Raw genomic sequence first — 24,401 nt, forward strand, 5'->3', positions numbered from 1 at the left:
TCAGACCCCCAATGTCGAAAGGCTTGCGAGGCTCGGCAGGTCGAAGATCGACATGTCGGAGCCACGCGATTTTGCTTCGGTGCGGATACCGGCGCGCAGCTTGGCGGAACGGGCGCGCGGATTGATCTCTGCCTCCTCCTCGCTTGCCGCCACCATCGCCTTGCCGAGCGGATCGAAGATCGCTTCCTTCACCGCAACCATCGGCAGATGCCTGGAGCCGGAGGTCTTGGACGAGCGATCGGCGAAGAACTGCTTGACGATCCGGTCTTCCAGCGAATGGAAGGTGACGACCACGAGCCGGCCACCGGGCTTCAAGGCCTGCTCGGCGGCAAACAGCGCCTGTGCCAGCTCGCCGAGTTCGTCGTTGACGAAAATGCGCAGCGCCTGGAAAACACGCGTCGACGGATGGATCTTGTCCTTGGCTTTACGCGGATTGACGCTCTCGATGAGATTGACGAGATCGCGCGTCGTGCGGAAGGGCTCGGTCACGCGGCGCTTTTCGATGGCACGTGCGATACGGCCGGAATGTTTTTCCTCGCCGAGAAAGCCGAAGATGCGGATGAGATCGCCGACCTTCGCGCGATTGACGACATCAGCCGCCGATACGCCATTGCTCGACATGCGCATGTCGAGGGGACCGTTGCGCTGGAACGAGAAGCCGCGCTCGGCCTCATCGATCTGCATCGAGGACACGCCGATATCGAGAACGACGCCATCGAGCCCGCCTTCCGGCGCATGATCGGCAAGCTGCGAGAACTGTGAATGAATGAGAGAGAGGCGACCTGCATGCGCGGCAACAAGAGCCTGCCCATTGGCGATTGCGGAAGGATCGCGATCAAGGCCAATGACGTCAGCACCGGCAGCCAGCAGGGCGGACGAATAACCGCCCGCCCCGAAGGTGCCATCAAGGATGACCTTACCAGGAAGAGGCTGAAGCGCCTCCACCACTTGGTGCAGAAGAACTGGAATATGGCGAACCGGTCCGCCTTCGGGCTCAGTTTGACCTTCGCCTGGATTCGCCGACATCCCGCTCTCCTGTACTATGCGGGACGTGAACTCAAACGTCCCTCCCGTGCTGCCGCCTGCGCCTCGTGAAATGCTTGCGGCTGCCAAAGCTGAAAATGATCCGAACGCCCGACGAAAGTGACTTCCGAGCTGATACCCGTGAAATCCCGGATGAAATCCGAGACCATCAGCCGGCCTTCCGCATCGAGCCTCATGAAGACACCGCCGCCGTGAATCAGCAGCGACATCCTGTTGGCGTCCGGTGAAAACGGATCGACGGACGCAATCTGCCGCTCGTAGCGATCGAGCAGATCCGGACCGCCGACGCTGATCGCCGGATAGATGAAATCCTGGAGGCAGTAGAGCTCCTGAATTCCGCGCTCGGAAAGAACCGCGCGAAAGCCGGCAGGCACAGAGACCCGCCCCTTCGTATCGATCCTGTTCGTCGCATTCGACAGGAAGCGGCTCATTGCAACAAACACCCGCCCCGTTCGCAAAAGACACGGGAAACTTCCCGCCAGACTGCTTGGATTCAAACAAGAAAGATCCGTGCGGATAAGCAGATGCTTGCCCGATTGCGAGATCGAAACTCTTGATTTGATGGGCAAAAAGCCCTTGTGCAGTGCGAATTTGGGATACCATGGGACCATATGGGCGTCAATGGGAGAGGCCCTGCAAGCTCCTCCATGTTCGGATTTATTTATAAGCTGTTAAGTTTAACAAAGGGTTATTGAGCGCTTTGGAGAAACTGCCTTTGCGACCCTTCGCAAGTGATATTTTGACAGTTGCTAAGAGCCGGAAACGCAAGGCGCTTTCCGGCCTGCTCATATAAAAAGCGGCACCGAAATTGGGCAATTTGCATGTCAGATTGCCCCGTCGGGGACGGGCACAATTGACGAATCAGAAGAGAGTAGTGACCAGTTGGCCTGTAAGCCGGGTTCTGTATGGCCCCGGTGCGAACACCGGAACGTGGCAGCCATTCATCTGGGACGCCGTTTACACGTCGCCTCGCGCAACCCACCCGGATGACTGGCCCGGAAACAGGCTGTAGACGTACTTGCGCACGTCCCGCGTCATCCCTATTCGGTCTTGCTCCCGGTGGGGTTTACCATGCCGCTTCCGTTACCGGTCGCGCGGTGGGCTCTTACCCCACCCTTTCACCCTTACCCCGCTATCTCATCGACCCTTGCCGCAATGCGTCATCCGGTCGATCAGAAAGCGGGGCGGTTTCCTTTCTGTGGCACTGTCCCTAGGGTCGCCCCCGCCGGACGTTATCCGGCACCGTGTTTCCGTGGAGCCCGGACTTTCCTCACCCTACCGCCTTTCGGCATTGGTAAAGTGCGGCTGCCCGGCCAACTGGTCGCGCGGCTCTTAGCCGAGATGCGCGGATAAGGCCATAGGCCTACCGGTATTCCGCATGGAAATCGACCGGATAGCCATCGTCGATGATCGACCCGTGGAAAATCAGTTCGGCGCCGAGCCGGCCTATCTCGTCGGAACTCTTGGCGGCAGCGCCACAACCGCCGGTCAGAACACCGATCCGGTCGGACGCCGTCATGGCGATGGCCGGATAGTTGTTCGGCGTGAAAGACGTGACGCAGGCTGCCATGGAAGATCGCGACAGATCGAGCCTCGGCATCAGCCGTTCCATCACGTCGGTCAGGTGGCGCCGGGTCGTCTCGCGTCCGCCGCTCTTGAACCAGTCCCGTATCTCGGGCTCTGACGGCAGCAGAAGATCGTCCGGATCGCCGCCGATCTTCACATAGGTTTTGCCATCACGATAACGGACCGGAGGCAGAAGGTAGATCCCGTCATCCTCCTCGTTCCATTTCCAGATCAGCGATGGCATGGCCTTCAGCTCCTCCATCGCCCCCTCGCCGACCTCGTAGAACGCGATGGTCCTTGCATAGACTGAGAGATCGAGACGAGCGCCGACAAGTGCCTCGTTGATGGAAAAGCCGCCTGCCGCCACAAGCACCTTGTCGGCCGTGTAACTGCGCCCTTCCGCCGTCGTCACGGTCACGATCGCTCCGTCCTGGCTTACGGCCGAAACGGTCTCGGCAATCAGCGTGGCACCCTGCCGCTCCGCAAGCATGACTTGCGCCTTCACCAGCCGGCGCGGATTGATGTGCCCCGCCCGCTTCTCCTCCCAGACGCCTTCGGCGCCATCCTGAAAGGCGAAATACGAAAACCGCTTCGAAAGCGCATCATGCCCCAGCGTTTCGGTCTCGACCCCGAGCCGCCCGGCGGCATCGAGCACGCGACCGACATAGGATGGCTGCCCGGTACGCCCGGGCGCATAGGACTGCAGTCCGGCGCGCCCAGGCCCGACCATCAGACAACCCACTTCCGAGTAGAAATCGATACCGCTTTCGGACGAGATCTCGCCGTAGCGCTCGATCGAACGATTGGCGAGGCGGGCCCAGACTGGATCCTGATCGATCGTCCGGGTGATGCGCGCCTCGTCGTAATGGCTTGCGAACACGCCGTCATGCCGCTGGTAATCGTCAGGTTCGCCCGGCCCGATCAACGCCACACCATCGGTCCATTTGGAAAGATGCCGGGCCGCTGCCGCCCCCATCATGCCGCTTCCGATGATGATGTATTTGAACCGCGCCGCCATGCCCTGTCCTTTCGATTCCCTAGCTCGAATTGCCGCTCTTTTCAGGCAGTTCTAACCGTTTCCGGAATCAGAATACCAGAGGCGCCAGAACGGCATACCCCTTCGGTGGAAAATCGAACGCGAAGGTCTTTTCGATCACATCTTCCTTGTTGTCTTCAAGAACCGCCTCGACGCGCTGACAGTAGCGCTTGGACGTCGGGTTCATACGCTTGGCGGCGTGGCCCGCATTGTATTTAAGGATCGTGCCGCAAATCTTGCCGCCACCCAGATCATGGGCGCCCGCCAGATACTTCATGCCGTAGCGAATGTTGGTTTCCGGATCGTAGAGGCCATAATCAGGGCCCTTGTAGCCCATCAGCCTTGCGGTCGCCGGCTTCACCTGCATCAGGCCGATCTCGCCGGCACTGCCCTTCACAGTCGGGCGAAAATTGCTTTCGATCTGCACGACAGCCTCAGCAAGGTCGAACGGCACATCGTATTGATCGGCATATTTGGCGATCAGCGTCGTATAATGCATCCGGCGAACCATCTGCCTCTCGGTGGCCGTCGGGGCAGCAAACCCGGTTTCGCGTGTCTCCCAGGGAATGGTCAGCGGTTTGACATAAACCCGAACCACGTCTCCGCCGTCTTCGGCACGCACAGATCCACATCCCGCGAAAAGCATGGCAATGCCTGCCGCGACCGCACAAGTCATCTTAGTCAATTCTAAAGTATCTCCGGAACAACAGGCTCGCGGGATATCGTGATACGCAAACATCCCTCGTCGCGACGCCGGACGACGACGCGAGGTTTTACAAGACCTGTAGGTTTATCTTGGCAGCCCCCGTCTGGGGACGCTGCGTTAGCAACTCTTTAGAAAGCCGCATTAAGGAGATCATGTGGCAATGCAAAAAAGCCCTGTCCGCAAACGCTTCCGACAGTTTCGCGAAGCTTGCGCCTAGCTGTATTTCGGCAGTGCCTTGAGCAGCCGATGCAGCGTGTCGATCGTCGAAAAATCGGCAATCCCATCGACCAGCGCGGGCCTGAAATGCCGTTGGAAAGCCTCGACGACGCCCTTCGTGCGATCGCAGAATGTGCCCGTGATTTCAATATCGTATCCGTAGAGCGACAGCATCGACTGCAGGGCCTCGATCGGCTGGCCACTTTCGCCGTGCTGGAAAAACCGGCCGCCGCTGATCTGACCGGGCTCGACCCAGTGACCGATCCCCGCCACATACAATTTCTGCCAGGGGAAATTTTCGCCCGGGTCGAGCTTGCGGATGGGGGCGACATCCGAGTGTCCGACGACCCGTTCCCGGGATATTCCCCAGCGATTGCCGCAGTCTCGACACAATTCGACGACCGCGTCGATCTGGATATCCGGAAAATGGGGAAGTCCGCCGGGATGTCCGGGATTGGCGATTTCGATCCCGATGGAGCAGGAATTGATGTCCGTTTCGCCGGCCCAGCTGCTTTTGCCCGCATGCCAAGCGCGCCGCGCCTCGGGAACAAGCTGCACGATCCGGCCGTCTTCATGGATGAAATAGTGACTGGAGACCTGGCTCGCCTCGTTGCGAAGCCATGCCAGCGCCTGGTCGGCATCAGGCATGCCGGTATAATGCAGAAGGATCATGTCCGGCTGGCGCCCGCCTGCCCTTTCCCCATGATTAGGAGAAGGCTCGACCGTGGCGCGGGCATGATCGGCGGCAAAGGAAGCCGGAATTGTCATGCCGCGCGGCGCTCTTTCTCGATCGCTTCATAGGCCGCGTTGAGCGCGGCCATCCGTTCGGTCGCAGCCGCATGCAGTGTTGCCGGCACGCCGCGTGCGATCAGCCGGTCGGGATGATGCTCCGAAACCAGCAGACGGTACTGTTTGCGGATTGCCGAGAAATCGTCGTCACGCGAAACGCCGAGCACCAGATACGGGTCACGACCGTCGAGATGCACGTGGCGGGCCATGATGCGGCGGAAATGTTCCTCGTCGATCCGGAAGATTTCGGCGATGCGCGCCAGAAACGCCAGCTCGCTCTCATGCACGAGACCATCCGCCTTGGCGATATGAAACAGACCATCGACGACGCTCTCAAGCATCGGGCAGTTTTCCATGTCGCCGCTGCTGCACAGCCCCGAAAGCTTCGTGGCATACGCCTCGTAGCCGGCAATGTCCTGGCGTGCGAGGTTATAGAGACGTGCAACGTTGCGCGCTTCCTCGGCCGGGAAATCGAAAATCTGCTGGAAGGCACTCACTTCGGCTTCGGTGACCACGCCATCGGCCTTCGCCATCTTTGCAGACAGGGCGATGATCGCCACCGAGAAGGAAACCTGGCGCCGTGTTTCCGGATCGCCCTCGAACATGGTGCGGATCGCATCGACGACTCGGTTGAGCACACCGCCCGCGGCATCGCCGACGGCACCGAGCAACCTTTCCCACAGGGAGGACAATTGGAGGCAATTGAAATCGAAAATCATCCCTTAAATGACCAGATAACCGAGGTTTTGGCAAGCTGAGGACGGTCCGCTGAAGATTAAACTCTGTTCATGTTTTTCGAACAATCATGCTGAAAGCCCGGTCTGTCCGGCAACGGCACAAAGTTGTTGACGGCCAATGGGTCGAAACGTCGACCAAAACGACCCGTCCTGCCGTGTGCCACGGCAGCCCGCGAGGCTGGTGATTTCTTTGAAACGATTAGATCGGGGAACGGACAGGAAAAACCTCGAAGCGACGGAATTTTCTTGAGAAATTCACTTTACAGGCTCCGGCTGGTGTCGCATCCATTCATCCCGTTTTGTCAGTTTCTTGCGCCCTGAGCGCATCAAGGAGGATCGATGTCCAAACAGAAAGTCGCACTGCTGACCGCCGGTGGCCTTGCGCCCTGCCTCTCGTCTGCCGTCGGCGGATTGATCGAGCGCTACTCGGATGTTGCCCCTGATCTGGACATCATTGCCTACCGCTCCGGCTACCAGGGCGTGCTCTTGGGCGACAGCATCGCGATCACATCCGAGATGCGTGAAAAGGCTCCTCTCCTTCATCGTTACGGCGGCTCGCCGATCGGCAACAGCCGCGTCAAGCTCACCAACGCCGCCGATTGCGTCAAGCGTGGCCTCGTCAAGGAAGGCGACAACCCACTGCAGGTCGCAGCCGAACGACTCGCCAAGGACGGCGTTACGATCCTTCACACGATCGGCGGCGACGACACCAACACGACGGCAGCCGATCTCGCAGCCTACCTCGGCGCAAATGGCTATGATCTCACCGTCGTCGGTCTTCCGAAGACCGTCGATAACGACGTCGTGCCAATCCGCCAGTCGCTCGGCGCATGGACGGCCGCCGAAGTCGGCGCGCGTTTCTTCGACAATGTCAGCAACGAGCAGACCGCCGCCCCCCGCACTTTCGTGATCCACGAAGTCATGGGTCGCCACTGCGGCTGGCTGACGGCCGCAACGGCGCGCGCCTATATCGAGCAGAGCCGCGGCAACGAGTATGTCGACGGCCTCATGATGAACGCCGAGCTGAAAAGCATCGATGGCCTCTATTTGCCGGAACTGGAGTTCGACCTCGAACAAGAGTCTGCACGCCTGAAGCGCGTGATGGAAGAACGCGGCACCGTGACGATCTTCGTCTCGGAAGGTGCCGGCATGAATACGATCATCGCGGAACGGGAAGCCGCCGGCGACACCGTCAAGCGCGATGCGTTCGGCCATGTGAAGCTCGACACGATCAATGTCGGCGGCTGGTTCCAGAACCAGTTTGCGGGCCTGATCGGCGCCGAACGCTCGATGGTCCAGAAGTCAGGCTATTTCGCCCGCTCGGCCCCGGCCAATGGTGATGATCTTCGCCTCATCCAGGGCATGGTCGATCTTGCGGTCGAAAGCGCTCTCAACAAGGTGTCCGGCGTCACCGGCCATGATGAAGACCAGGGCGGAAAACTGAGAACCATCGAATTTCCCCGAATCAAGGGTGGAAAACATTTCGATCTGACGGCAAAATGGTTTGGCGAGGTGATGGACCATATCGGCCAGCCCTACGAAACCGTATAACGCGTCGCGCTGAGCGACAAACGAGAGCCGTGGGCTCCGGAGGAATGTGATGACGATCGAAACATGGTTCGCATTTGCCGCGACCGCTGTGGCCCTCGTCATCCTTCCCAACCCGCTGACGAGGACAGTCGCGCTCTATTCCAAGCAGCGCGGCCGTCTAAGCGCAGTCGTGACGGTCCCCGCATTGGCCTTGGGACTGGGTCTCGCCTTCACCGCGGGCCTCGCGCCGCTACTGCTTGTCTGTTTTTACGCGCCATCGGCCATGACCGCGATCGGCTGGGTCGGCATCGCCTACGCCATGGTCTATGTACTCTGGTGCTTCCAGGACCCACAGGTCCGCGCGCCGCTCGCCGACAATGACAATCTGCCGACGCGGCGGTTTGACCGGATCTTTGCAGACGTCTTCGTTCGCTGCGTTCGCACCCCCAGATACGCGATCATACTTGCCGCGCTGACTGCACAGTTTCTGCGCCCTTCGCTGTCGCTCTCGCTCCAGGCCGAAGTGCTGACGGCGATTTTTCCCGCCTCCATCGCTGCCGGTGCGTTGGCACAGGCACTCATCCCCAGCCTTGCGCTGCGGGGCACAAAGCGATTTTCGAGGCGCAATCCAGCCTTGAACAAGCCCGGCACGGTATTCATCGCCAGGCGTGCCGTGACGGCTGGTTTTCGGCGAATCGCCGCTTGAGGAAACAGAAAGCGTCCTTCGACTTGCCGGGCGCCGCCTTATACGTTAATGGAAATCCACAATCGGTGACTTTTTGGCGGGTACGGTAACCATTTCAAATGAGAGCAACCTGATGACGGTGGTGAGATTCGTCAGCCGTAGAGCTGCTGTGGCGCTTGCGATGTCTTCCGTTCTGGCTGGATGCTCCAGCGTTGAGCGCGATACAAAAGTCGCTTCCGGTCAGCCGTCTCAGACCACGTCAGCTGACGGTCAGCTCGTCATCCAGTACAATTCTTCCGCCGCCGATGAATCTCAACAAATGGCGCCCGGGCAGACAATGGCACAGATCGCCAAGAGCGGTCGCATCGCCGTTCCGGTTCCTCCGACCGTAGAAACCGTATCGGCTCAGAATGCTGCCATGGCGTCTCCGACCATGGCGCCGATCGTTGCCTTCACGCCGCCGCCGATCGCAACCGCAGTCCAGCCCGTGAGCCTTGCTTCGGCGCAGCCGCTCAAGCCCGCAGCCGGTTCGGTCATGACCCAGAAGTCGAGCCGTCTCGTGTCGCCGCCGGTCGCGACCGCCGTTGCGTCCGGCCAGATCCAGCCGGCAGCAGCGCAGGCCATCGCGCTCGACGAGGAAGAACTGACGCCGGATATGGTGGCGTTGCAATCGGTCGTGCCGACACCCCGTCCAGCCACGCTTACATCGAGCGCTATTGCTGGTGCTGCAACGCCGGCTGCCGCAAGCTCCACGCTTGCCTATGCAGCCGCTCCCCGCGCTGTGGCTGCGGTCTCGGCCATGGGCAATATCAAGGACTTTCCGCCGGCTCCCGGCGAGCCGATGCCGGATACCGCGTCGAACGCGCCTGCAGACCTCAAGAAGCTCATCAAGCGCTATGCCGGTCTCTACGGCGTGCCGGAATCGCTGGTGCACCGCGTCGTCCATCGCGAAAGCAAATACAATCCCAAGGCCTATCACAAGAACGGCTACTGGGGCCTGATGCAGATCAAGTACTCGACCGCGAAGTCGATGGGCTATCAGGGCAAGCCGGAAGGCCTGCTGGACGCCGAGACCAATCTCAAATACGCGATCCGATATCTCCGCGGCGCCTGGCTCGTTGCCGACAACAAGAACGACAACGCCATCCGCCTCTATGCCCGCGGCTACTACTACGACGCCAAGCGCCGCGACATGCTGCATGTGCTGAAGGCCGATCAGAGCCCCACGACACCGGTCGCCTTTGCAACGGCGCCGAACAGCAAGCCCGGTTCGTAACCCAGCGACCGGGGCGTCAGCCCAAGCCGCACCACCACGAGATCCGCCGACGGCATGACAGCGATGGTCTGCCCGTCATGGCCCTGCAGATAGAACGTATCTTCAGGCAGAGCGACGTCGTCTGGCTTTGGTAGCCACGTCTGCATCTTCGAAAACCGTCCGCCCGAGTGCGCATTCGGCTCCTGCATCAGCCGCACGAAGCCGTCCGGCAGCAGACGCGTCCCGTTCCACACTCCGTCGCGCGCCAGAAACAGCCCGAACCGCGCCCAGTCGCGCCCGGTCGCATAGAGGTAGGAACTGCCGGCGAACGTCCCTGCCGCATCGGGCTCCATGACAGCACTTGTCATGCCGAGCGGATCGAACAAGGCCCTGGATGGATAGCCAAGAGCCGTCGCGCGATCACCGATCCTGTCCATCCAGATCCTCGACAGCAATACGCTGGAGCCCGACGAGTAACTGAAACGCGAACCGGGATCGGCCTCGAGCGGGATCGTTTCCGTGAAGGCGGCCATGTCGGGTTCGAGGTAGAGCATCCGTGTGACATCGGCGACGGCACCGTAATTCTCGTTGAAACCAAGCCCGCTTTCCATGGCGAGAAGGTTGGCAAGCGTGATTTCGCGTCGTTTGTCGTTGCTCCACGCGGGCAGAAGATCACGATCTCCGAGCGACATCCGGCCGCTGTTCATCAATGTGCCGATCAGCGCCGCATTGACGGTTTTCGTCATCGACCATCCCAGCAACGGCGTGTCCTTCGAGAAGCCCTCTCCATAAGCCTCGCCGACGATGCGCCCGTTTTTGACGACCACCACCGCCCGCATGCCAGGCCCGGTCAGTGCCTTATCCTCTAGAACCGCCATCACGCGCGGATCGCGTTCGACCCCCTGCCCCACCGGCCAGGCCGGAGCTTCATCGACGGAAGGTGATGATCGCGGCGGCAGCGCGACTTGCGGCAACGCCGAACCATCCGGCGAAACGGTGCAGCCGAGGCCAGGCCTGTAGGTTGCCTGATTGGTTCCGATGAAGCCAAGCAGCCCGGCATCGACCCGACCGGCATCGCGGTCAACGGTCACCCGCATCATCAGGAGCAGCGGGTTGCCCGGCGCCTGCACGTCGCTCGCCAGCACCTCTTGCGGATCGCGTCCGGCCAGAAACACATTGGAGCACACGATCTTGGCCGCATAGCCGCTTCCTACCCGAAGCAGTTGCGGCGGCGCAATGGTGATCCACGCCAGTCCCCCGACGATTCCAAGTACCAATGCCGCGGCAGTTCCCGTCACGATCCGCTTCATCAGGCGCATATGTCAAATGTCCTTGTTCACCAACAGCCCGCGTCATCCAGCTGTAGCATGCCGGGTTTAGGCCTGCGTTCTACAGATCGCGAAATAATTCACGCAGCGAGAGACGCAATGGCCGACGTCGTCAGGGAAACCGGTTTCACCAGCAATCAGAAGCTCAAGGATGCGCTGCTCCAGCACAAACTATTTTCGCGCGAAGGGCTGTCGGAACGGCTGTTCGGGCTCCTGTTTTCCGGTCTCGTCTATCCGCAGATCTGGGAAGATCCAGACGTCGACATGGAAGCAATGAAGCTCTCATCGGAGCATGCGATCGTCACCATCGGCTCCGGTGGCTGCAACATGCTGGCCTACCTCTCCCGCAATCCGCGCAGCATCGATGTCGTGGATCTTAACCCCCACCATGTCGCGCTGAATCGGCTGAAGCTCGCGGCATTCCGTCATCTGCCGAGCCATATGGATGTCGTCAGGTTTCTCTCGGCGCAGGGTACACGATCGAACAGCGTCACCTTCGACAGACTGATCGCGTCGCATCTGGATCGCGCAACCCGCAGTTACTGGCAGAAGCGGTCTATCACCGGCCGTCGCCGCATCTCCGTGTTCGACCGCAACATCTACCGCACCGGTCTTCTCGGCCGGTTCATCGGCGCGGGACACCTTCTGGCGCGCCTGCATGGCGTCGATCTGACGAAGATGGCGCAGACCAAATCGGTCCGAGATCAGCGCCGCTTCTTCGACGAAGAGATCGCGCCCCTGTTCGACAGAAAACTTGTCCGCTGGATTACCTCGAACAAGAGCTCGCTGTTCGGACTTGGCATTCCGCCGCAGCAATATGACGAGTTGGCCGGCATGGCGACAGGCGGCAGCGATAACGGCTCAATCGCGACCGTGCTGCGGGAGCGTCTCGAAAAGCTCGCCTGTCATTTTCCTCTGAAGGACAATTATTTCGCCTGGCAGGCGTTTGTCCGCCGCTATCCCGCCGCCCACGAAGGCACGCTGCCCACCTATCTCAAGGCAGGCAACTACAAGGCGATCCGTGCCGCCACAGACCGGGTCGCCGTTCACCACGAGAGTTTCACGGCTCTCCTCAAGCGCAAGACGGCAGGCTCAATCGATCGCTACGTCTTGCTGGACGCGCAGGACTGGATGAACGACCAGCAGATCAACGACCTCTGGTCTGAGATCGACCGGACGGCCGCTGTCGGCGCCCGGGTGATCTTCCGGACGGCCGCCGAGCGCAGCGTCATCGAGGGGCGCCTCTCGCCCTCGCTTGCCGCCCGCTGGACCTATCTCGACGCGCGCTCGCAGGCCCTCAACCTGCAGGACCGCTCCGCCATCTACGGCGGCTTCCATGTCTACGCGAAGGCCGACTGATGGCAGAGACCGACGCAGGCAACCTCGAACCGGCCAATCGCGAAGAGATCGGCCATGCCGGCAGGATGGATCGGATGTACCGCTACCAGCGGCATATCTACGACCTCACCCGAAAATACTATCTCTTGGGACGCGATGGCACGATCGCAGGTCTTGCTCCGCCAGTCGGTGGAAGCGTGCTGGAAGTCGGCTGCGGAACCGGCCGTAACCTGCTGCTCGCCCACAAGCTTTTCCCGAACGCGAAACTCTACGGCCTCGATATCTCCGCGCAGATGCTCCAGACGGCAGACGCGAATTTCCGCGGCACAGGAATAAAGCCTATTCTGAAGGTCGCAGATGCCACGACATTCACGGCGGAGGAGTTCGGCGTCAACGGTTTCGACCGGATCCTCATTTCCTATGCCCTGTCGATGATCCCAGACTGGGAGAAGGCGATCGACGCCGCCCTTGCGGCGCTGTCGCCTCAAGGGTCGCTGCATATCATCGACTTCGGACAGCAGGAAAACCTGCCGAACGTCATGGGATCTACGCTTAAGTCCTGGCTCGCCCGCTTTCATGTGACCCCGCGCGCCACCCTCGAACAGGCGCTGGAAAAGCGTCTCGCCCCGGCAAAGGCCGACATGATGTTCGAGGTGATCGGTAGCGGCTATGCCTGGCGGGCGATCCTTCGCCGCCGGGGATAATCACTCAGCGTATTCCAGATCTTGCTTTCTAACTGAATTTTTACGAGCTTATGGTAAACGGGACGCTACGCCTCCCTCTTGCCCACTCGATCGCGGACAAGGCTCTTTGTCTCTGCCCTAACACGGAACCTTCATGCCCCGGCTTCCAACCGTTCTTTCTGCTGCCGTCCTGTCTGCCGCGCTTCTGATGTCCGGTTGTACGTCCACGAGCTACGATCTGGTCGATACTGGCTCTGTCCGGCAGATGAAGTTCAAGGACACGGATCCGCAGGATTTCGGCGCCAACCATCCGGGCCGCCACGAGGTTCACGGCATCGACCTGTCGAAATGGAACGGCACCGACATCGACTGGCAGACGGTGAAGAAATCCGGTGTCGCCTTCGTCTTCATCAAGGGCACCGAGGGCAAGGACCGCATCGATTCCGCCTTCACCACCCATTGGCGCAACGCCGCCAATGCGGGCATTCCGCACGCGGCCTATCACTTCTACTACTTCTGCTCGACACCGGAAGATCAGGCAGACTGGTTCATCGCCAATGTTCCCAAGGAAGCAAACATGCTGCCGCCGGTGCTGGACATGGAATGGAACCACGCCTCGCCCACCTGCAAGCTGAAGCCAGATCCGGTGACTGTACGCGCCAGCATGAAACGCTTCATGGACAGGATCGAGGCCCACTACGGGAAGCGCCCGATCATCTACACGTCGGTCGATTTCCACCGCGACAACCTCGTCGGCGCCTTCCCCAACTACCATTTCTGGGTTCGCTCGGTCGCCGCCCATCCGACCAAGATCTATACGGACCGCAAGTGGGCGTTCTGGCAGTACACGGCAACCGGCGTTGTCCCGGGCGTCAAAGGCGCAACCGATATCAATGTCTTTGCCGGAAACAGCAAAGCGTGGAAGACGTTTATTGCGTCGGCCGACTGATGTGCTAACCCGCACAAGCTCTCTGGCAATGTATCTGACGTTACGCTAAAACCGGCGCGACCTGAGGGTCTGCGCCCATGTCCACCAGTGACCATGTCGCGCGGAAGAAATCGATTTTAGGAAACCGCTGATGTCTTCGACACTTGTCCGCCGCGCAGCTTTGGCTTGTGCTCTCGCCGCCTGCCTCTCTTCCACCGCCCTTGCCCAGACAGCCACTCAGCCGACCGCTCCGCCAATTCCGGCAGCACCTTGCGGCGGCGATCTTGCGACCTTCCTCGAAGGCGTCAAGGCTGACGCGATCAAGGCCGGCGCTACCGCTGCCGCAGCGGATCAGGCATTTGGAGGCGCCGAGATCGACCAGAAAGTTCTGTCGCGCGACCGCGCGCAGGGCGTCTTCCGCCAGACTTTCCTCGAATTCTCGCAGCGCACCGTCAGCCAAGGCCGCCTCGATATCGGTCGTCAGAAGATGAAGCAGCTTTCGGACGTGTTCGGCCGCGCCCAGAGCGAATTCGGTGTTGCGCCTGGAGTCATCACCGCATTCTGGGCGATGGAAACCGATTTCGGTGCCGTTCAGGGCGATTTCAACACCCGCAACGCACTTGTCACGCTGTCGCATGACTGCCGCCGTCCGGGCCTGTTCCGGCCGCAGCTGATCGCGCTGATCGAGATGGTTCAGCATGGCGATTTAGACCCGGCCACCAACACCGGCGCCTGGGCCGGCGAAATCGGCCAGGTGCAGATGCTGCCGGAAGACATCATCGCGCACGGCGTCGACGGCGACAACAGCGGCCACATCAACGTCAAGACGAGCGGTCCCGACGCCATCCTGACGGCGGCCAAATTCATTCAGAGCATGGGCTTCACGCCCGGCCAGCCCTGGATCCAGGAAGTGACGTTGCCGGAAAGCCTGCCCTTCGAAAAGAGCGGCCTCGGCAACGAGATCCCGGCCAGCGAATGGTTTTCTTATGGCGTCACGCCGCGCGACGGCGTCACGTCCTTCGGCAACCTGCCGGCAGCGCTTGTTCTGCCGCAGGGCCGCAAGGGACCCGCGTTCCTGACCTATCCGAACTTCGGCATCTACCTGCAGTGGAACCAGTCGTTCATCTACACGACGTCTGCCGCCTATTTCGCCACCCGCCTCTCCGGCGCCCCGCCTTACCTGAAGGGCAACCCGGAACCGGGTCTCGACGATACGGGCATGAAGGCACTGCAGACCAAGCTTCAGGCGCATGGCTATGACGTTGGCAAGATCGATGGCATTCTGGGCTCCGGCACGCGCGTTGCCGTCCAGAAGGAACAGGCACGCCTCGGCATGCCGGCCGACGGCTGGCCGACCCAGGCGCTCCTGTCTGCTCTCTAAGTAGCAGACCTTGCATCACATGACATAAAACGGGTGGCGGGATAACCGCCGCCCGTTTTACCTTCGAGCAGCATCAACAAAGGCATTCCATGTCATCCGCCGCAGCCAGACTGACCCCCGTTGCCTGGGCATTGCTGTTCGTGCTCGGCCTTCTCTGGGGCGGCTCGTTCTTCTTCGCCCGCATCGCCGTCCAGGAAGTACCGCCGTTCACGCTGGTGTTTCTGCGCCTCGGTCTTGCAGCGCTCGCTCTCCACATCTACCTGCACGGCCGCAACGGAACCTACTCCATCCTTGCCACCCACTGGCGCGCCTTTCTCGTCATGGGCTTCCTCAACAACGCTCTGCCGCACACGCTTATCTTCTTCGGCCAGACGGAGATCGGCGCAGGCCTTGCCTCGATCCTCAACGCGACGACGCCGATCTGGACCGTCATCATCGCCAACCAGTGGACGTCGGACGAAAAGCTGACCGGGGCAAAGCTCGCAGGATGCGCTGCAGGCCTTGTCGGCACCTGCATCCTGATCGGCCCGAGCACGATTACAGATACGGCAGCACCGCTCTGGGCGCTGCTCCTGCCGATCGGCGCCGCGATCTCCTATGGTATCGCCGGCACCTACGGAAAACGCTTCCGCGGCATACCGGCCCCGGTGACGGCCACGGGACAGCTCACGGCGTCGAGCCTGATGATACTGCCGGTCTCGCTGGTTGCGGACCAACCCTGGACGCTTGCTGCACCGTCTCCTCACGTCGTCATGGCTATCGTAGCGTTGGCGTTACTCTCGACCGCGCTCGCCTACCTGATCTTCTTCAGGGTCCTGGCACTGGCCGGCGCAACCAACGCTTCCCTCGTCACGCTGCTCATCCCTCCGAGCGCCATTCTTCTGGGAGTATTCTTCCTCGGCGAACGACTGGAATGGAATGATATTGCCGGCATGGCGGTCATCTGTGCAGGGCTCCTTCTGCTGGATGGGCGAATCCTTCGCACCCGCACAACAGCGACGTAGTCCTCGCTGGAAACGGTACTGTTAACCGTCTGATCGCGATATTTAACAATTTGAAAACTTCCGTTAACGGGGCTTTCCGTTGTCAAATCAATAAGATGGAAAATGATCGGTCGGTTTCGGCCGCATCTTGATGCGCCGCAGCACAGTTTCCCTCTTTCCATTTGCCATGAAACAGACATAAACTCTGTCAGTCAACGCAAGGAGGCAGACATGGGAAGAACCTACCCTCTCAATGTCCTGGTGGTTGGTATTGCGTTTGTGTTCGTCGCTTCGATGTTATTCATCTAGACGCATTCCAAAACAACGCATGCAACCGGTGACCGGTGATACCTCGGACTGACCGTTTGATAATCGGCAGCATTACAAAAGCGCATGTTCCCGCATGGGACATGCGCTTTTTCCATTGTCGGCACTACGCAGCGTTACCTACGTTTGCATTCTTGTCAGGATGCCGGCCAAGCCGTTCCAGCACACCTGAGACCAGCGGGACGCGGTTCATCGTGTAGAGATGGAAGTGATCGTGACCGCGGCGCATCAGGTCTGCGATCTGCTCGGCCGCGACATCGGCCGCCACCTTGGCACGATCATCAGGCTTGTCGTCCAGACCTTCGAAGCGGGCATCGAGAAACGCCGGAACGGTGGCGCCGCAGCGGCCCGCAAAACGCTTCAGCTGAGTCAGGTTCTGGATCGGCATGATACCGGGCACGATCGGGATGGTGATGCCCGCCGCATGAACGGCCTCGAGATAGCGCTCGAACACTTCGTTGTCGAAGAAGAACTGCGTCAGGGCACGGTTGGCACCTGCATCTGCCTTGCGCTTGAGCGTATCGATATCGGCGGCCATGCTCGGGCTTTCCGGATGCATTTCCGGATAGGCAGAGACGGAAATATCCATGTCGCCATACTCGACCAGCATGCGAACGAGATCGGCCGTGTCGGAGAACCCGTCCGGATGCGGCGTATAGGCCGCGCCGACGCCTGCGCTCGAATCTCCGCGCAGCGCGACGATGCGACGAACGCCCGCTGCCCGGTACTCCTCGACAACAGACTTGACCTCCTCGCGCGCGGCATCGACGCAGGTCAGATGCGCAGCGGTCTGGAGTTTGGCATCGTTGATCATACGCTGAACCGCTGCGAGCGTCGGCTCGCGCGTGGAGCCTCCGGCGCCATAGGTCATCGTGACGAATTCCGGCTTGAAGGCTGCAAGCGCATCGACCGTTTCCCAGAGCTGCGTCTGCATCTCATCGGACTTCGGCGGAAAGAACTCGTAGGAGAGCTTGAACGGGGCCTTGGCTGCGGGTGTATCCATGATCAGGCTCCTAGATAACGGTTTCGGCGAGAGCGGGTGTGTCGGCTTTCGCCATCAGCAGGCGACGGTCGCCGGCAAGCCACACTGTCACTGTGAGGGCGCCTTCGCGGCCCGGGCTGAGGTCGATCACCTTCTGGACGTCCAGGCCCACTCTGTTCAGCCACTCGTTCATCGCCTGATGGGAGAAACCGAGGCGCAGATGCGCGTGCTCGTCACGCAGATGCTCCAGCGCATGCGGCGCAAAATCGACGATCAGCAATCGCCCGCCGGGCCGCAGCATGCGCGCGGCTTCGGCGATCGCAAGATCCGGCCGGTCGAGGAAATGCAGCACCTGGTGAATGGTGATGAGATCGAAATCCTGGCCTTCGACAGGCGGATTGAGAATGTCGCCGTGCCGGACCGATGCCTTGACGATGCCTGCATCGTCGAGATTGGACCGGGCGACAGACAGCATGTCGCGGCTGGCATCGACACCGATCGCGCGGCGATAGCGGCTTGCCAGCAACTGCAGGATCCAGCCCGTTCCCGTGCCGAGATCGAGGAGCGAATCAACCGGCGAAGGACCGATCAGCCGCAGCAGCGCCTCTTCGACCGTCTCGTCGCTGGCATGCAGACGACGAAGCTCGTCCCACTGCGAAGCGTTGCGGCTGAAATACTCCTGCGCCTTCGCCGAGCGCTGGTTTTTCACAGTTGTCAGACGCTCGCGGTCACGCACAAGCACCGGATCATCCTGCGAAGCGGAGGCGAGCAAAGTCTGGACCAGTGCAGCGCCGTTCCCTTCCTGGCGCAGCCGAAAGTAAGCCCAGGCGCCTTCCTGGTATCGCTCGATCAGCGCTTCTTCGGTCAACAGCTTGAGATGACGCGAGATCCGAGGCTGAGATTGGCCAAGAATCTCGGTCAGATCCGTGACGGTCAGATCGCCTGCGGCCAAAAGCACCAGCAAACGAAACCGTGTGGGCTCCCCTGCCGTCTTCAGCACATCTACCAGTTCATCGAGGACCAACCCCATACAACACGCCTTCACAATCAACATATAAAGATATGTTTATGTGATTTCAAATTGTCATGCAAGACGCAACGGGATTTCAGCCTGCATTCCTACAAAAAAACCCGGGGACGACCCCGGGTTTTTGTAAGCTTCAAACTGCGTCTGTCGCAGTTAGCGTGTCAGGCGCTTGTGGGCCTGGCTGCCGGGATTGAGAGCATCAGGGCCGAGACGACGGATCTTGTCCTCTTCGTAATCCTCGAAGTTGCCTTCGAACCATTCCACATGGCCATCGCCTTCGAACGCGAGGATATGCGTCGCCAACCGGTCAAGGAACATGCGATCATGGCTGATGATGATCGCGCAGCCGGCAAACGCTTCGAGCGCGCTTTCGAGAGCGCCCAGTGTTTCCGTATCAAGGTCGTTGGTCGGTTCGTCGAGCAGCAGAACGTTGCCGCCGGCCTTCAGCATCTTGGCAAGGTGGACGCGGTTACGCTGACCACCCGACAGGTTGCCGACCTTCTGCTGCTGATCGCCGCCCTTGAAGTTGAAGGCGCCGCAATAGGCGCGGGAGTTCATGTCGAACTTGCCGAGCTTGATGACTTCGGCACCGCCCGAGATTTCTTCCCACACCGTCTTGTTGCCGTCGAGAGCATCGCGGCTCTGGTCGACATAGCCGAGATGCACGGTTTCACCGATGCGGACAGAACCGGCATCCGGCTTTTCCTGTCCGGTGATCATCTTGAACAGGGTCGTCTTGCCGGCGCCGTTCGGGCCGATAATGCCGACGATACCGCCCGGTGGCAGCTTGATCGACAGGTCGTTGATCAGCGTGCGGCCTTCAAAGCCCTTGTTGATGCCTTCCATCTCGATCACCACCTGGCCGAGACGCTCGGACACGGGGATGATGATCTGCGCATCGCCGGGACGGATGCCGTCGGCAGCATCGACCAGCTGTTCGTAGGCCTTGATACGGGCCTTCGACTTGGCCTGACGGGCCTTCGGGCTGGAGGCGATCCATTCCTGTTCGCGCGAAATCGCCTTCTGGCGGCCGGCATCTTCGCGGGACTCCTGCTGCATGCGCTTGGCCTTCGCCAGCAGGTAAGCCGAGTAGTTGCCTTCGTATGGAATCCCGCGGCCGCGGTCGAGCTCGAGGATCCAGCCGGTGACGTTGTCGAGGAAGTAGCGATCGTGGGTGATCATCATCACGGCGCCGGGATAGTCGCGCAGGTGCTTTTCGAGCCAGGCGATGGTCTCGGCGTCAAGGTGGTTGGTCGGTTCGTCGAGCAGCAGCAGGTCCGGCTGCGACAGAAGCAGGCGGCAGAGCGCGATACGGCGACGTTCACCACCCGAAAGCAGCGTGACGTCCGAATCCTTCGGCGGGCAGCGCAGGGCTTCCATTGCCATTTCGACCTGCTTGTCGAGATCCCAGAGGTTCTGTGCGTCGATGACGTCCTGGAGCTTGGCGCCTTCGTCGGCGGTCTCGTCAGAATAGTTCATCATCAGTTCGTTGTAGCGCTCAAGCACCGCGGTCTTGGCAGCGACGCCGACCATGACGTTCTCGAAAGCGGTCTTTGTCGGGTCGAGATGCGGTTCCTGCTCAAGATAGCCGACGGTCGCACCTTCAGCGAGCCAGGCCTCACCGGTGAACTCCTTGTCCTGTCCGGCGATGATGCGCAGAACCGTCGACTTACCCGCACCGTTCGGACCGAGGATACCGATCTTGGCATCCGGATAGAAGGACAGGTTGACGTTCTCGAGGATCTTCTTGGCGCCGTAGGACTTGTTCAGCCCCGACATGTGATAGATGAACTGACGTGCCATGGATAAATGTGCTCCGGGGAATTTGTTTGCCCGCTATGTAGGCGAAGACGGGCCTGGGAGCAACGCATACGAGGCGCAAACCATGCGCTTTCCGAACGGAATCGTGGCACCGGAGGCTTTCTAGCGCAGGTTTGCGTGGTCGATCCGGAAAAGCTGAAACGGATTTGCGCGACCGGTCTCGAGCCGTGCGAGACCGGGCCAGTCCTTGCTCGCGGACAATGCATCGTAAAGCGGCGCCGATCCAGGCTCAGCCTGCGCAGGGAAACGGCAGACCGCCACATAATCGAACGGTGCAAGCGCTTCGCGACGCGTCTCTGGGTCGGTTGTGATGAAGGCTGTATAGGCGTTCGCCATCCCGCGTGAGGCCCGGTGAAACGGGATCGGCCCGACCGTTAGTCCTGAAGGCATCGGGTTCCTCAGCACCGACATGGCAAGTGTCGGGGGTGCTAGAAGATCCCCTTGGCCGAGATTTGTGAGAGCGGACATGTCGCCGGCCTTGCAGTCGTCGATGGTCATCGCCTGAACGGCATCGCCGTGTATCGTTTGTGGCCGCGAAAGGCTCCAGAGACCGACCATGAGCAGAAAGACGCCGGTCCCGACGCTGAACAAGGTCCTTGACGCTCGGCCGGGCTGCCTTGATGTCTGATCGATATGGCGGAGCGCCAGTGGCACGAAAAGTGCGGCGAACACGAATGGAAAGCGGATATAGCGAAGCAGACCGGTTGCCAGAAGCACACTGACGAGTGCGGTGACGAACAGGATCGCAAGGGCAGGATTACCGGCGCGAACCTCACTCAAGACCCGTGGCGCCGCAAGAGCCAGTATGGTGAGGAAAATACCGATCAACAAGATGCCCGGCAAGGGCGAGCCGCCTGCATAATGGAGCAGTCCTTGCTCCTGCGGCACCCGGTCGAACCATAGCTGCTTTGCAAGCGGATCCATCCCGGCATAGGGGCCCGCAAGGCATTCAGGAAAAGAGATTCCGGTTGCAACGATGACGCCGATCGAGGCAGCGGCAAGAACGGGCAGTTTTACCCAGCCGGATGCATCCGCGAAACATCTGCAGGCAATCCAGGATGTGCCGGACAGACCGACAAGAAGAGCGATATAGGGTGCAGAAAACGCATCGCACTGCGTCGACATCGTACCCGAGGCACCAAGCAGTGCCAAAGCTGTTGGAACAGTGGCGATACATATTGTGGCCGACGCCGCCGAGAGCGTTTCGGCCGCCCTGGTCGCCCCTGCGACGAATGCCACAACAAGTCCGCCGAACATGATGACCAGGAACGGCAGACCTTCGAGTGCGATGGCGACCGACATGACGGTGCCTACCCCGACAACGATACCGCCGATACGATCGAAGCGGACAAGACCGTAGGCGACGGCCATCAAAGCAACGATCTGGACATTGTGATGGTCGATCCGACCGGGCACAAATTCGAAGACCGCATACAGCATCGCAAACGTCCCAGCCGCCAGCCGGAGATAATGAATACCCTCGGTGATCGGAGCAATGCGTTTCCAGATCATGGCAACAAACAGCCCATAGACCGAAAGCAGCATCGGCGGCCAGATCAGCAGGGATGCGGAGATGGCGCCGTCGCGGCCGAGCAGCGGCGTCAGCAGAAGCGAAAGGCCGGCATAGGGAAGGTCGACGAGACGAGACCAGGGCGAGACGTAGATCCCTGGGCTGTCGATCATCGGCAATGTCAGGTCCCAGAAGGACCCGGATGCGGATAACAGATGGCGAATCTGAACGCCCCGGAGAACATCATCCACATCCGCGAAGAACAGCCGTCCATCGGAAAGGTCGAGTAGCAGCAAAAGGATTGCCGTCAGGTAGACAACGAAAAAGATCCGCAGAAGCGATCCTTCCTGCCGCGTCGATGACGCGCCTGCCTCGCCTCTCCTCGCGCCAGCCATCCTCGAAGCCACCTGCGTTTTGCCCTTCAGCACCGGCTTACATAGCTTGAATTAACATTGCGCTACCGGATTGCCTCTGCGAAAGATCGAACGGGAGAAGCGGCCGGGCAGGACAAGCGACTGACAGCGTCGGTGCCGCAGGAATAGCGATGTTTGACACAACCAACTGGCTCGATAGTTCGACGGGCGCGCGCCTAGCATTTCATTATCAACCCGCGACATCGGACGGCCGTGGCGTCATCCTCGTCTTGCACGGTCTCGCCGACCATTCCCGCCGTTACCGGCGGTTTGCCGAGGCGATGGCGACGCACGGTTTTCATGTCTATGCGCCCGACCATCGCGGCCATGGCGAGACCACGGCACCCGGCTTACCGATCGGCCGATTTGCCTTGCGGGACGGTGCAAGCATCGTGACCGCGGATGTGAAAGCGGTTCGCGATCTCGCCGCCAAGGGGCATCCGGGCCTGCCGATCATTCTCTTGGGGCATTCGATGGGCGGCCTCATCGCCCTCAATGCCGCGATCGATTATCCGCAGGCCTTCGACGGGATTGCCGTCTGGAACTCCAACTTCAATCCAGGCCTCGCCGGGCGCGGTGCCCAAGCAATTCTGCTTGTCGAGCGCGCGCTAAAAGGGTCTGATGTTCCAAGCACGCATCTGCCGAAACTGACTTTCGGCGCATGGGGAAAATCGATCCCCGGCCATCGCACGGATTTCGACTGGCTGAGCCACGACCAAACCGAAGTCGATGCCTATGTTGCCGACCCGCTCTGCGGTTTCGATGCCAGCGTCTCGCTCTGGCTCGACATCTTCGAGATGTCCTACCGGGGCCCCGCACTTCTGGACCGCCTGCCCGACGACTTGCCGGTCAATCTGGTCGGTGGCACGGACGATCCGGCGACGGATGGAGGGCGCGCCATCCGCTGGCTCGCGGACAGGTTCCAGAAACGCGGCATGCACAATGTCGAGACGATCATCTACCCGCAAACCCGCCACGAGACCCTGAACGATCGCGTCCGGGACCGCGCGACCAACGCCTTCGCCGAATGGGCGAAAACGCTCACCTCGCGTCGCTCAGATCCGTCGCGCGATACCCGCACGCAAACGGAATGAGTTCATGACATTTCCTCAAGTGCGCTCGGAGAATGCCGAAGGTATAGCTTTGCCATGACGTCACCGCATGCGCATACGAGACCTGCTCTGCAAGCGTCCGGCATTTCCGCCGGCATGGGCCTGATGCTGCTTGCCATGCTGATCACGCCGCTGATCGACGTGTTTTCCAAGCTTGCAACTGCCAACGCCTCCCCAACGCTCATCACGATGGTGCGCTTCATCGTCCAGGGCCTTTGCATGTTGCCGATCGTGCTGTGGACCGGGTCGTGGCGCAATTTCTCCTGGGAGCTCAGTTTCTATCACGCCATCCGCGCGGCCGTGATCACGCTCTCGATGATCTGCTTCGTCGCAACGCTCGCCGTCATGGAAGTCGCAGACGCCGTCGCAATCTTCTTCGTCGAGCCGATCATCTTGACCGTCATGTCGTCGATCTTCCTCAAGGAAATCATCGGCTGGCGGCGCTACACGGCCTGCGGCGTCGGCTTCCTGGGCGCGATGATCGTCATCCGCCCGAGCTTCCAGGAAATCGGCTATATCGCGGTATTGCCCGTGGTGACCGCCTTCGGCGTCGCCGTCTTCGCCCTGATGACGCGGGCGCTCGCCCATCGCGAAAACCCATGGTCGATGCAGTTTCAGATGTCGCTCTGGGGCATTCCGATATCAGGTGCCCTCCTCCTGATCGGTCATGTCAGCGGCATCGAATTCATGACCCCGTCGATCCCCGATTTGACGACGACCACATGGATGGTCGGCGTCGGCACGGTCGCTGCCCTCTCCGGCCTGCTTGCCGTCTATGCCTATCGCGCCGCGCCCGCCTCGGTCATTGCGCCGCTCCAGTATTTCGAGATCGTCTCGGCCACTTTGCTGGGCTGGCTGGTGTTCGGCGACTTCCCGGATCCGGTCAAATGGCTCGGCATCTCCATCATCATCGGGTCAGGCCTCTACATCATCTGGCGCGAACGCCGCGCCGCCTCGCTTAAGCCCGTCACCAACAGCGAAAACACAGTGGTAAGCCCCTGATC

21 protein-coding genes and 1 other RNA gene are annotated in these 24,401 nt (G+C 60.6%); 10 read left to right on the forward strand and 12 right to left on the reverse strand.

Annotated elements, in window-relative coordinates:
- The 7 genes from rsmH to ACQY1K_RS10465 all read right to left on the reverse strand — a co-directional run bounded on the left by rsmH (window position 1) and on the right by ACQY1K_RS10465 (window position 6,076).
- On the reverse strand, window positions 1–1,026 hold the full coding sequence (rsmH, locus tag ACQY1K_RS10435; protein WP_062456153.1) for a 16S rRNA (cytosine(1402)-N(4))-methyltransferase RsmH: 1,026 nt from the start codon (window positions 1,024–1,026) through the stop codon (window positions 1–3).
- A 14-nt stretch (window positions 1,027–1,040) separates the two neighbouring features.
- Entirely contained in the window at window positions 1,041–1,475 is a 435-nt protein-coding gene (gene mraZ / locus ACQY1K_RS10440; protein ID WP_062457964.1) for a division/cell wall cluster transcriptional repressor MraZ, read from the reverse strand.
- 443 nt (window positions 1,476–1,918) lie between these two features.
- Window positions 1,919–2,365, reverse strand: an RNA gene (gene rnpB, locus ACQY1K_RS10445) — RNase P RNA component class A.
- Between the two features lie 42 nt (window positions 2,366–2,407).
- A complete protein-coding gene (locus ACQY1K_RS10450; RefSeq protein WP_430257300.1) occupies window positions 2,408–3,628 on the reverse strand; it encodes an NAD(P)/FAD-dependent oxidoreductase in 1,221 nt (406 codons plus the stop codon).
- Between the two features lie 67 nt (window positions 3,629–3,695).
- Window positions 3,696–4,322: a lytic transglycosylase domain-containing protein gene (locus ACQY1K_RS10455; protein ID WP_430258978.1), complete on the reverse strand. Its 627-nt coding sequence runs from the start codon at window positions 4,320–4,322 to the stop codon at window positions 3,696–3,698.
- A gap of 243 nt (window positions 4,323–4,565) precedes the next feature.
- Window positions 4,566–5,336, reverse strand: a complete 771-nt coding sequence (locus ACQY1K_RS10460; protein ID WP_174196511.1) for an N-acetylmuramoyl-L-alanine amidase — start codon at window positions 5,334–5,336, stop codon at window positions 4,566–4,568.
- Window positions 5,333–6,076: a J domain-containing protein gene (locus tag ACQY1K_RS10465; RefSeq protein WP_062456142.1), complete on the reverse strand. Its 744-nt coding sequence runs from the start codon at window positions 6,074–6,076 to the stop codon at window positions 5,333–5,335. Before ACQY1K_RS10465 ends, ACQY1K_RS10460 begins: the two co-directional genes overlap by 4 nt.
- Before the next feature lie 357 nt (window positions 6,077–6,433).
- On the opposite strand from ACQY1K_RS10465, the gene ACQY1K_RS10470 reads away from it, so the two are divergent.
- From ACQY1K_RS10470 to ACQY1K_RS10480, 3 genes are all read left to right on the forward strand, one after another.
- Entirely contained in the window at window positions 6,434–7,645 is a 1,212-nt protein-coding gene (locus ACQY1K_RS10470) for a pyrophosphate--fructose-6-phosphate 1-phosphotransferase (RefSeq protein ID WP_062456140.1), read from the forward strand.
- 49 nt (window positions 7,646–7,694) lie between these two features.
- The gene (locus ACQY1K_RS10475; protein ID WP_184653431.1) at window positions 7,695–8,330 is read left to right on the forward strand and encodes a hypothetical protein; all 636 of its coding nucleotides are present in this window, start codon (window positions 7,695–7,697) and stop codon (window positions 8,328–8,330) included.
- 112 nt (window positions 8,331–8,442) lie between these two features.
- A complete protein-coding gene (locus tag ACQY1K_RS10480; protein ID WP_430257301.1) occupies window positions 8,443–9,585 on the forward strand; it encodes a transglycosylase SLT domain-containing protein in 1,143 nt (380 codons plus the stop codon).
- Here the strand turns inward: ACQY1K_RS10480 and ACQY1K_RS10485 are convergent.
- A complete protein-coding gene (locus tag ACQY1K_RS10485) occupies window positions 9,525–10,883 on the reverse strand; it encodes a serine hydrolase domain-containing protein (RefSeq protein WP_430257302.1) in 1,359 nt (452 codons plus the stop codon). The two genes, ACQY1K_RS10480 and ACQY1K_RS10485, sit on opposite strands and share 61 nt — an antisense overlap.
- A gap of 108 nt (window positions 10,884–10,991) precedes the next feature.
- On the opposite strand from ACQY1K_RS10485, the gene ACQY1K_RS10490 reads away from it, so the two are divergent.
- The 5 genes from ACQY1K_RS10490 (at window position 10,992) to ACQY1K_RS10510 (ending at window position 16,226) form a co-directional block, all read left to right on the forward strand.
- The gene (locus tag ACQY1K_RS10490; protein ID WP_430257303.1) at window positions 10,992–12,251 is read left to right on the forward strand and encodes a DUF3419 family protein; all 1,260 of its coding nucleotides are present in this window, start codon (window positions 10,992–10,994) and stop codon (window positions 12,249–12,251) included.
- The gene (locus tag ACQY1K_RS10495) at window positions 12,251–12,934 is read left to right on the forward strand and encodes a class I SAM-dependent methyltransferase (protein ID WP_430257304.1); all 684 of its coding nucleotides are present in this window, start codon (window positions 12,251–12,253) and stop codon (window positions 12,932–12,934) included. Before ACQY1K_RS10490 ends, ACQY1K_RS10495 begins: the two co-directional genes overlap by 1 nt.
- Before the next feature lie 133 nt (window positions 12,935–13,067).
- Window positions 13,068–13,862 carry a glycoside hydrolase family 25 protein gene (locus ACQY1K_RS10500; RefSeq protein ID WP_113167058.1) on the forward strand — a complete coding sequence of 265 codons (795 nt, stop codon included), beginning with the start codon at window positions 13,068–13,070 and terminating at the stop codon, window positions 13,860–13,862.
- Between the two features lie 130 nt (window positions 13,863–13,992).
- Window positions 13,993–15,222: a lytic murein transglycosylase gene (locus ACQY1K_RS10505; RefSeq protein WP_430257305.1), complete on the forward strand. Its 1,230-nt coding sequence runs from the start codon at window positions 13,993–13,995 to the stop codon at window positions 15,220–15,222.
- 89 nt (window positions 15,223–15,311) lie between these two features.
- Window positions 15,312–16,226, forward strand: a complete 915-nt coding sequence (locus tag ACQY1K_RS10510; RefSeq protein WP_174196505.1) for a DMT family transporter — start codon at window positions 15,312–15,314, stop codon at window positions 16,224–16,226.
- A gap of 412 nt (window positions 16,227–16,638) precedes the next feature.
- Here the strand turns inward: ACQY1K_RS10510 and metF are convergent, their stop codons facing one another.
- From metF to ACQY1K_RS10530, 4 genes are all read right to left on the reverse strand, one after another.
- The gene (gene metF, locus ACQY1K_RS10515) at window positions 16,639–17,535 is read right to left on the reverse strand and encodes a methylenetetrahydrofolate reductase [NAD(P)H] (RefSeq protein WP_184653441.1); all 897 of its coding nucleotides are present in this window, start codon (window positions 17,533–17,535) and stop codon (window positions 16,639–16,641) included.
- 10 nt (window positions 17,536–17,545) lie between these two features.
- Window positions 17,546–18,544, reverse strand: a complete 999-nt coding sequence (locus ACQY1K_RS10520) for an ArsR/SmtB family transcription factor (protein WP_062581130.1) — start codon at window positions 18,542–18,544, stop codon at window positions 17,546–17,548.
- Window positions 18,545–18,694: 150 nt separating this feature from the next.
- Window positions 18,695–20,344 (reverse strand): energy-dependent translational throttle protein EttA, encoded by a 1,650-nt coding sequence (ettA, locus tag ACQY1K_RS10525; protein WP_062456108.1) that lies wholly within the window; start codon window positions 20,342–20,344, stop codon window positions 18,695–18,697.
- A 120-nt stretch (window positions 20,345–20,464) separates the two neighbouring features.
- On the reverse strand, window positions 20,465–22,267 hold the full coding sequence (locus tag ACQY1K_RS10530; RefSeq protein WP_430257306.1) for a hypothetical protein: 1,803 nt from the start codon (window positions 22,265–22,267) through the stop codon (window positions 20,465–20,467).
- A 149-nt stretch (window positions 22,268–22,416) separates the two neighbouring features.
- Here ACQY1K_RS10530 and ACQY1K_RS10535 point away from each other — a divergent pair, with 149 nt between their 5' ends.
- Both ACQY1K_RS10535 and ACQY1K_RS10540 read left to right on the forward strand, forming a co-directional pair.
- Complete coding sequence (locus ACQY1K_RS10535) at window positions 22,417–23,379, forward strand: lysophospholipase (protein ID WP_430257307.1); 963 nt, start codon at window positions 22,417–22,419, stop codon at window positions 23,377–23,379.
- Between the two features lie 54 nt (window positions 23,380–23,433).
- A complete protein-coding gene (locus ACQY1K_RS10540) occupies window positions 23,434–24,399 on the forward strand; it encodes a DMT family transporter (RefSeq protein WP_430257308.1) in 966 nt (321 codons plus the stop codon).
- Window positions 24,400–24,401 lie beyond the last annotated feature (2 nt).

Origin of the sequence: Neorhizobium sp. IRS_2294 (assembly GCF_050500145.1) — a bacterium.
Lineage (GTDB): Bacteria > Pseudomonadota > Alphaproteobacteria > Rhizobiales > Rhizobiaceae > Neorhizobium > Neorhizobium soli.

Coding starts and splice junctions, on each gene's coding strand:
- ACQY1K_RS10500 (WP_113167058.1), top strand. CDS start 13,068: ATGCCCCGGCTTCCAACCGTTCTTTCTGCTGCCGTCCTGTCTGCCGCG.
- ACQY1K_RS10480 (WP_430257301.1), top strand. CDS start 8,443: ATGACGGTGGTGAGATTCGTCAGCCGTAGAGCTGCTGTGGCGCTTGCG.
- ACQY1K_RS10530 (WP_430257306.1), bottom strand. CDS start 22,267: ATGGCTGGCGCGAGGAGAGGCGAGGCAGGCGCGTCATCGACGCGGCAG.
- ACQY1K_RS10535 (WP_430257307.1), top strand. CDS start 22,417: ATGTTTGACACAACCAACTGGCTCGATAGTTCGACGGGCGCGCGCCTA.
- ACQY1K_RS10460 (WP_174196511.1), bottom strand. CDS start 5,336: ATGACAATTCCGGCTTCCTTTGCCGCCGATCATGCCCGCGCCACGGTC.
- ACQY1K_RS10495 (WP_430257304.1), top strand. CDS start 12,251: ATGGCAGAGACCGACGCAGGCAACCTCGAACCGGCCAATCGCGAAGAG.
- ACQY1K_RS10505 (WP_430257305.1), top strand. CDS start 13,993: ATGTCTTCGACACTTGTCCGCCGCGCAGCTTTGGCTTGTGCTCTCGCC.
- ACQY1K_RS10510 (WP_174196505.1), top strand. CDS start 15,312: ATGTCATCCGCCGCAGCCAGACTGACCCCCGTTGCCTGGGCATTGCTG.
- ACQY1K_RS10475 (WP_184653431.1), top strand. CDS start 7,695: ATGACGATCGAAACATGGTTCGCATTTGCCGCGACCGCTGTGGCCCTC.
- ACQY1K_RS10540 (WP_430257308.1), top strand. CDS start 23,434: ATGACGTCACCGCATGCGCATACGAGACCTGCTCTGCAAGCGTCCGGC.
- rsmH (WP_062456153.1), bottom strand. CDS start 1,026: ATGTCGGCGAATCCAGGCGAAGGTCAAACTGAGCCCGAAGGCGGACCG.
- ACQY1K_RS10455 (WP_430258978.1), bottom strand. CDS start 4,322: ATGACTTGTGCGGTCGCGGCAGGCATTGCCATGCTTTTCGCGGGATGT.
- ACQY1K_RS10470 (WP_062456140.1), top strand. CDS start 6,434: ATGTCCAAACAGAAAGTCGCACTGCTGACCGCCGGTGGCCTTGCGCCC.
- ACQY1K_RS10490 (WP_430257303.1), top strand. CDS start 10,992: ATGGCCGACGTCGTCAGGGAAACCGGTTTCACCAGCAATCAGAAGCTC.
- ACQY1K_RS10465 (WP_062456142.1), bottom strand. CDS start 6,076: ATGATTTTCGATTTCAATTGCCTCCAATTGTCCTCCCTGTGGGAAAGG.
- ACQY1K_RS10485 (WP_430257302.1), bottom strand. CDS start 10,883: ATGCGCCTGATGAAGCGGATCGTGACGGGAACTGCCGCGGCATTGGTA.
- metF (WP_184653441.1), bottom strand. CDS start 17,535: ATGGATACACCCGCAGCCAAGGCCCCGTTCAAGCTCTCCTACGAGTTC.
- ettA (WP_062456108.1), bottom strand. CDS start 20,344: ATGGCACGTCAGTTCATCTATCACATGTCGGGGCTGAACAAGTCCTAC.
- mraZ (WP_062457964.1), bottom strand. CDS start 1,475: ATGAGCCGCTTCCTGTCGAATGCGACGAACAGGATCGATACGAAGGGG.
- ACQY1K_RS10520 (WP_062581130.1), bottom strand. CDS start 18,544: ATGGGGTTGGTCCTCGATGAACTGGTAGATGTGCTGAAGACGGCAGGG.
- ACQY1K_RS10450 (WP_430257300.1), bottom strand. CDS start 3,628: ATGGCGGCGCGGTTCAAATACATCATCATCGGAAGCGGCATGATGGGG.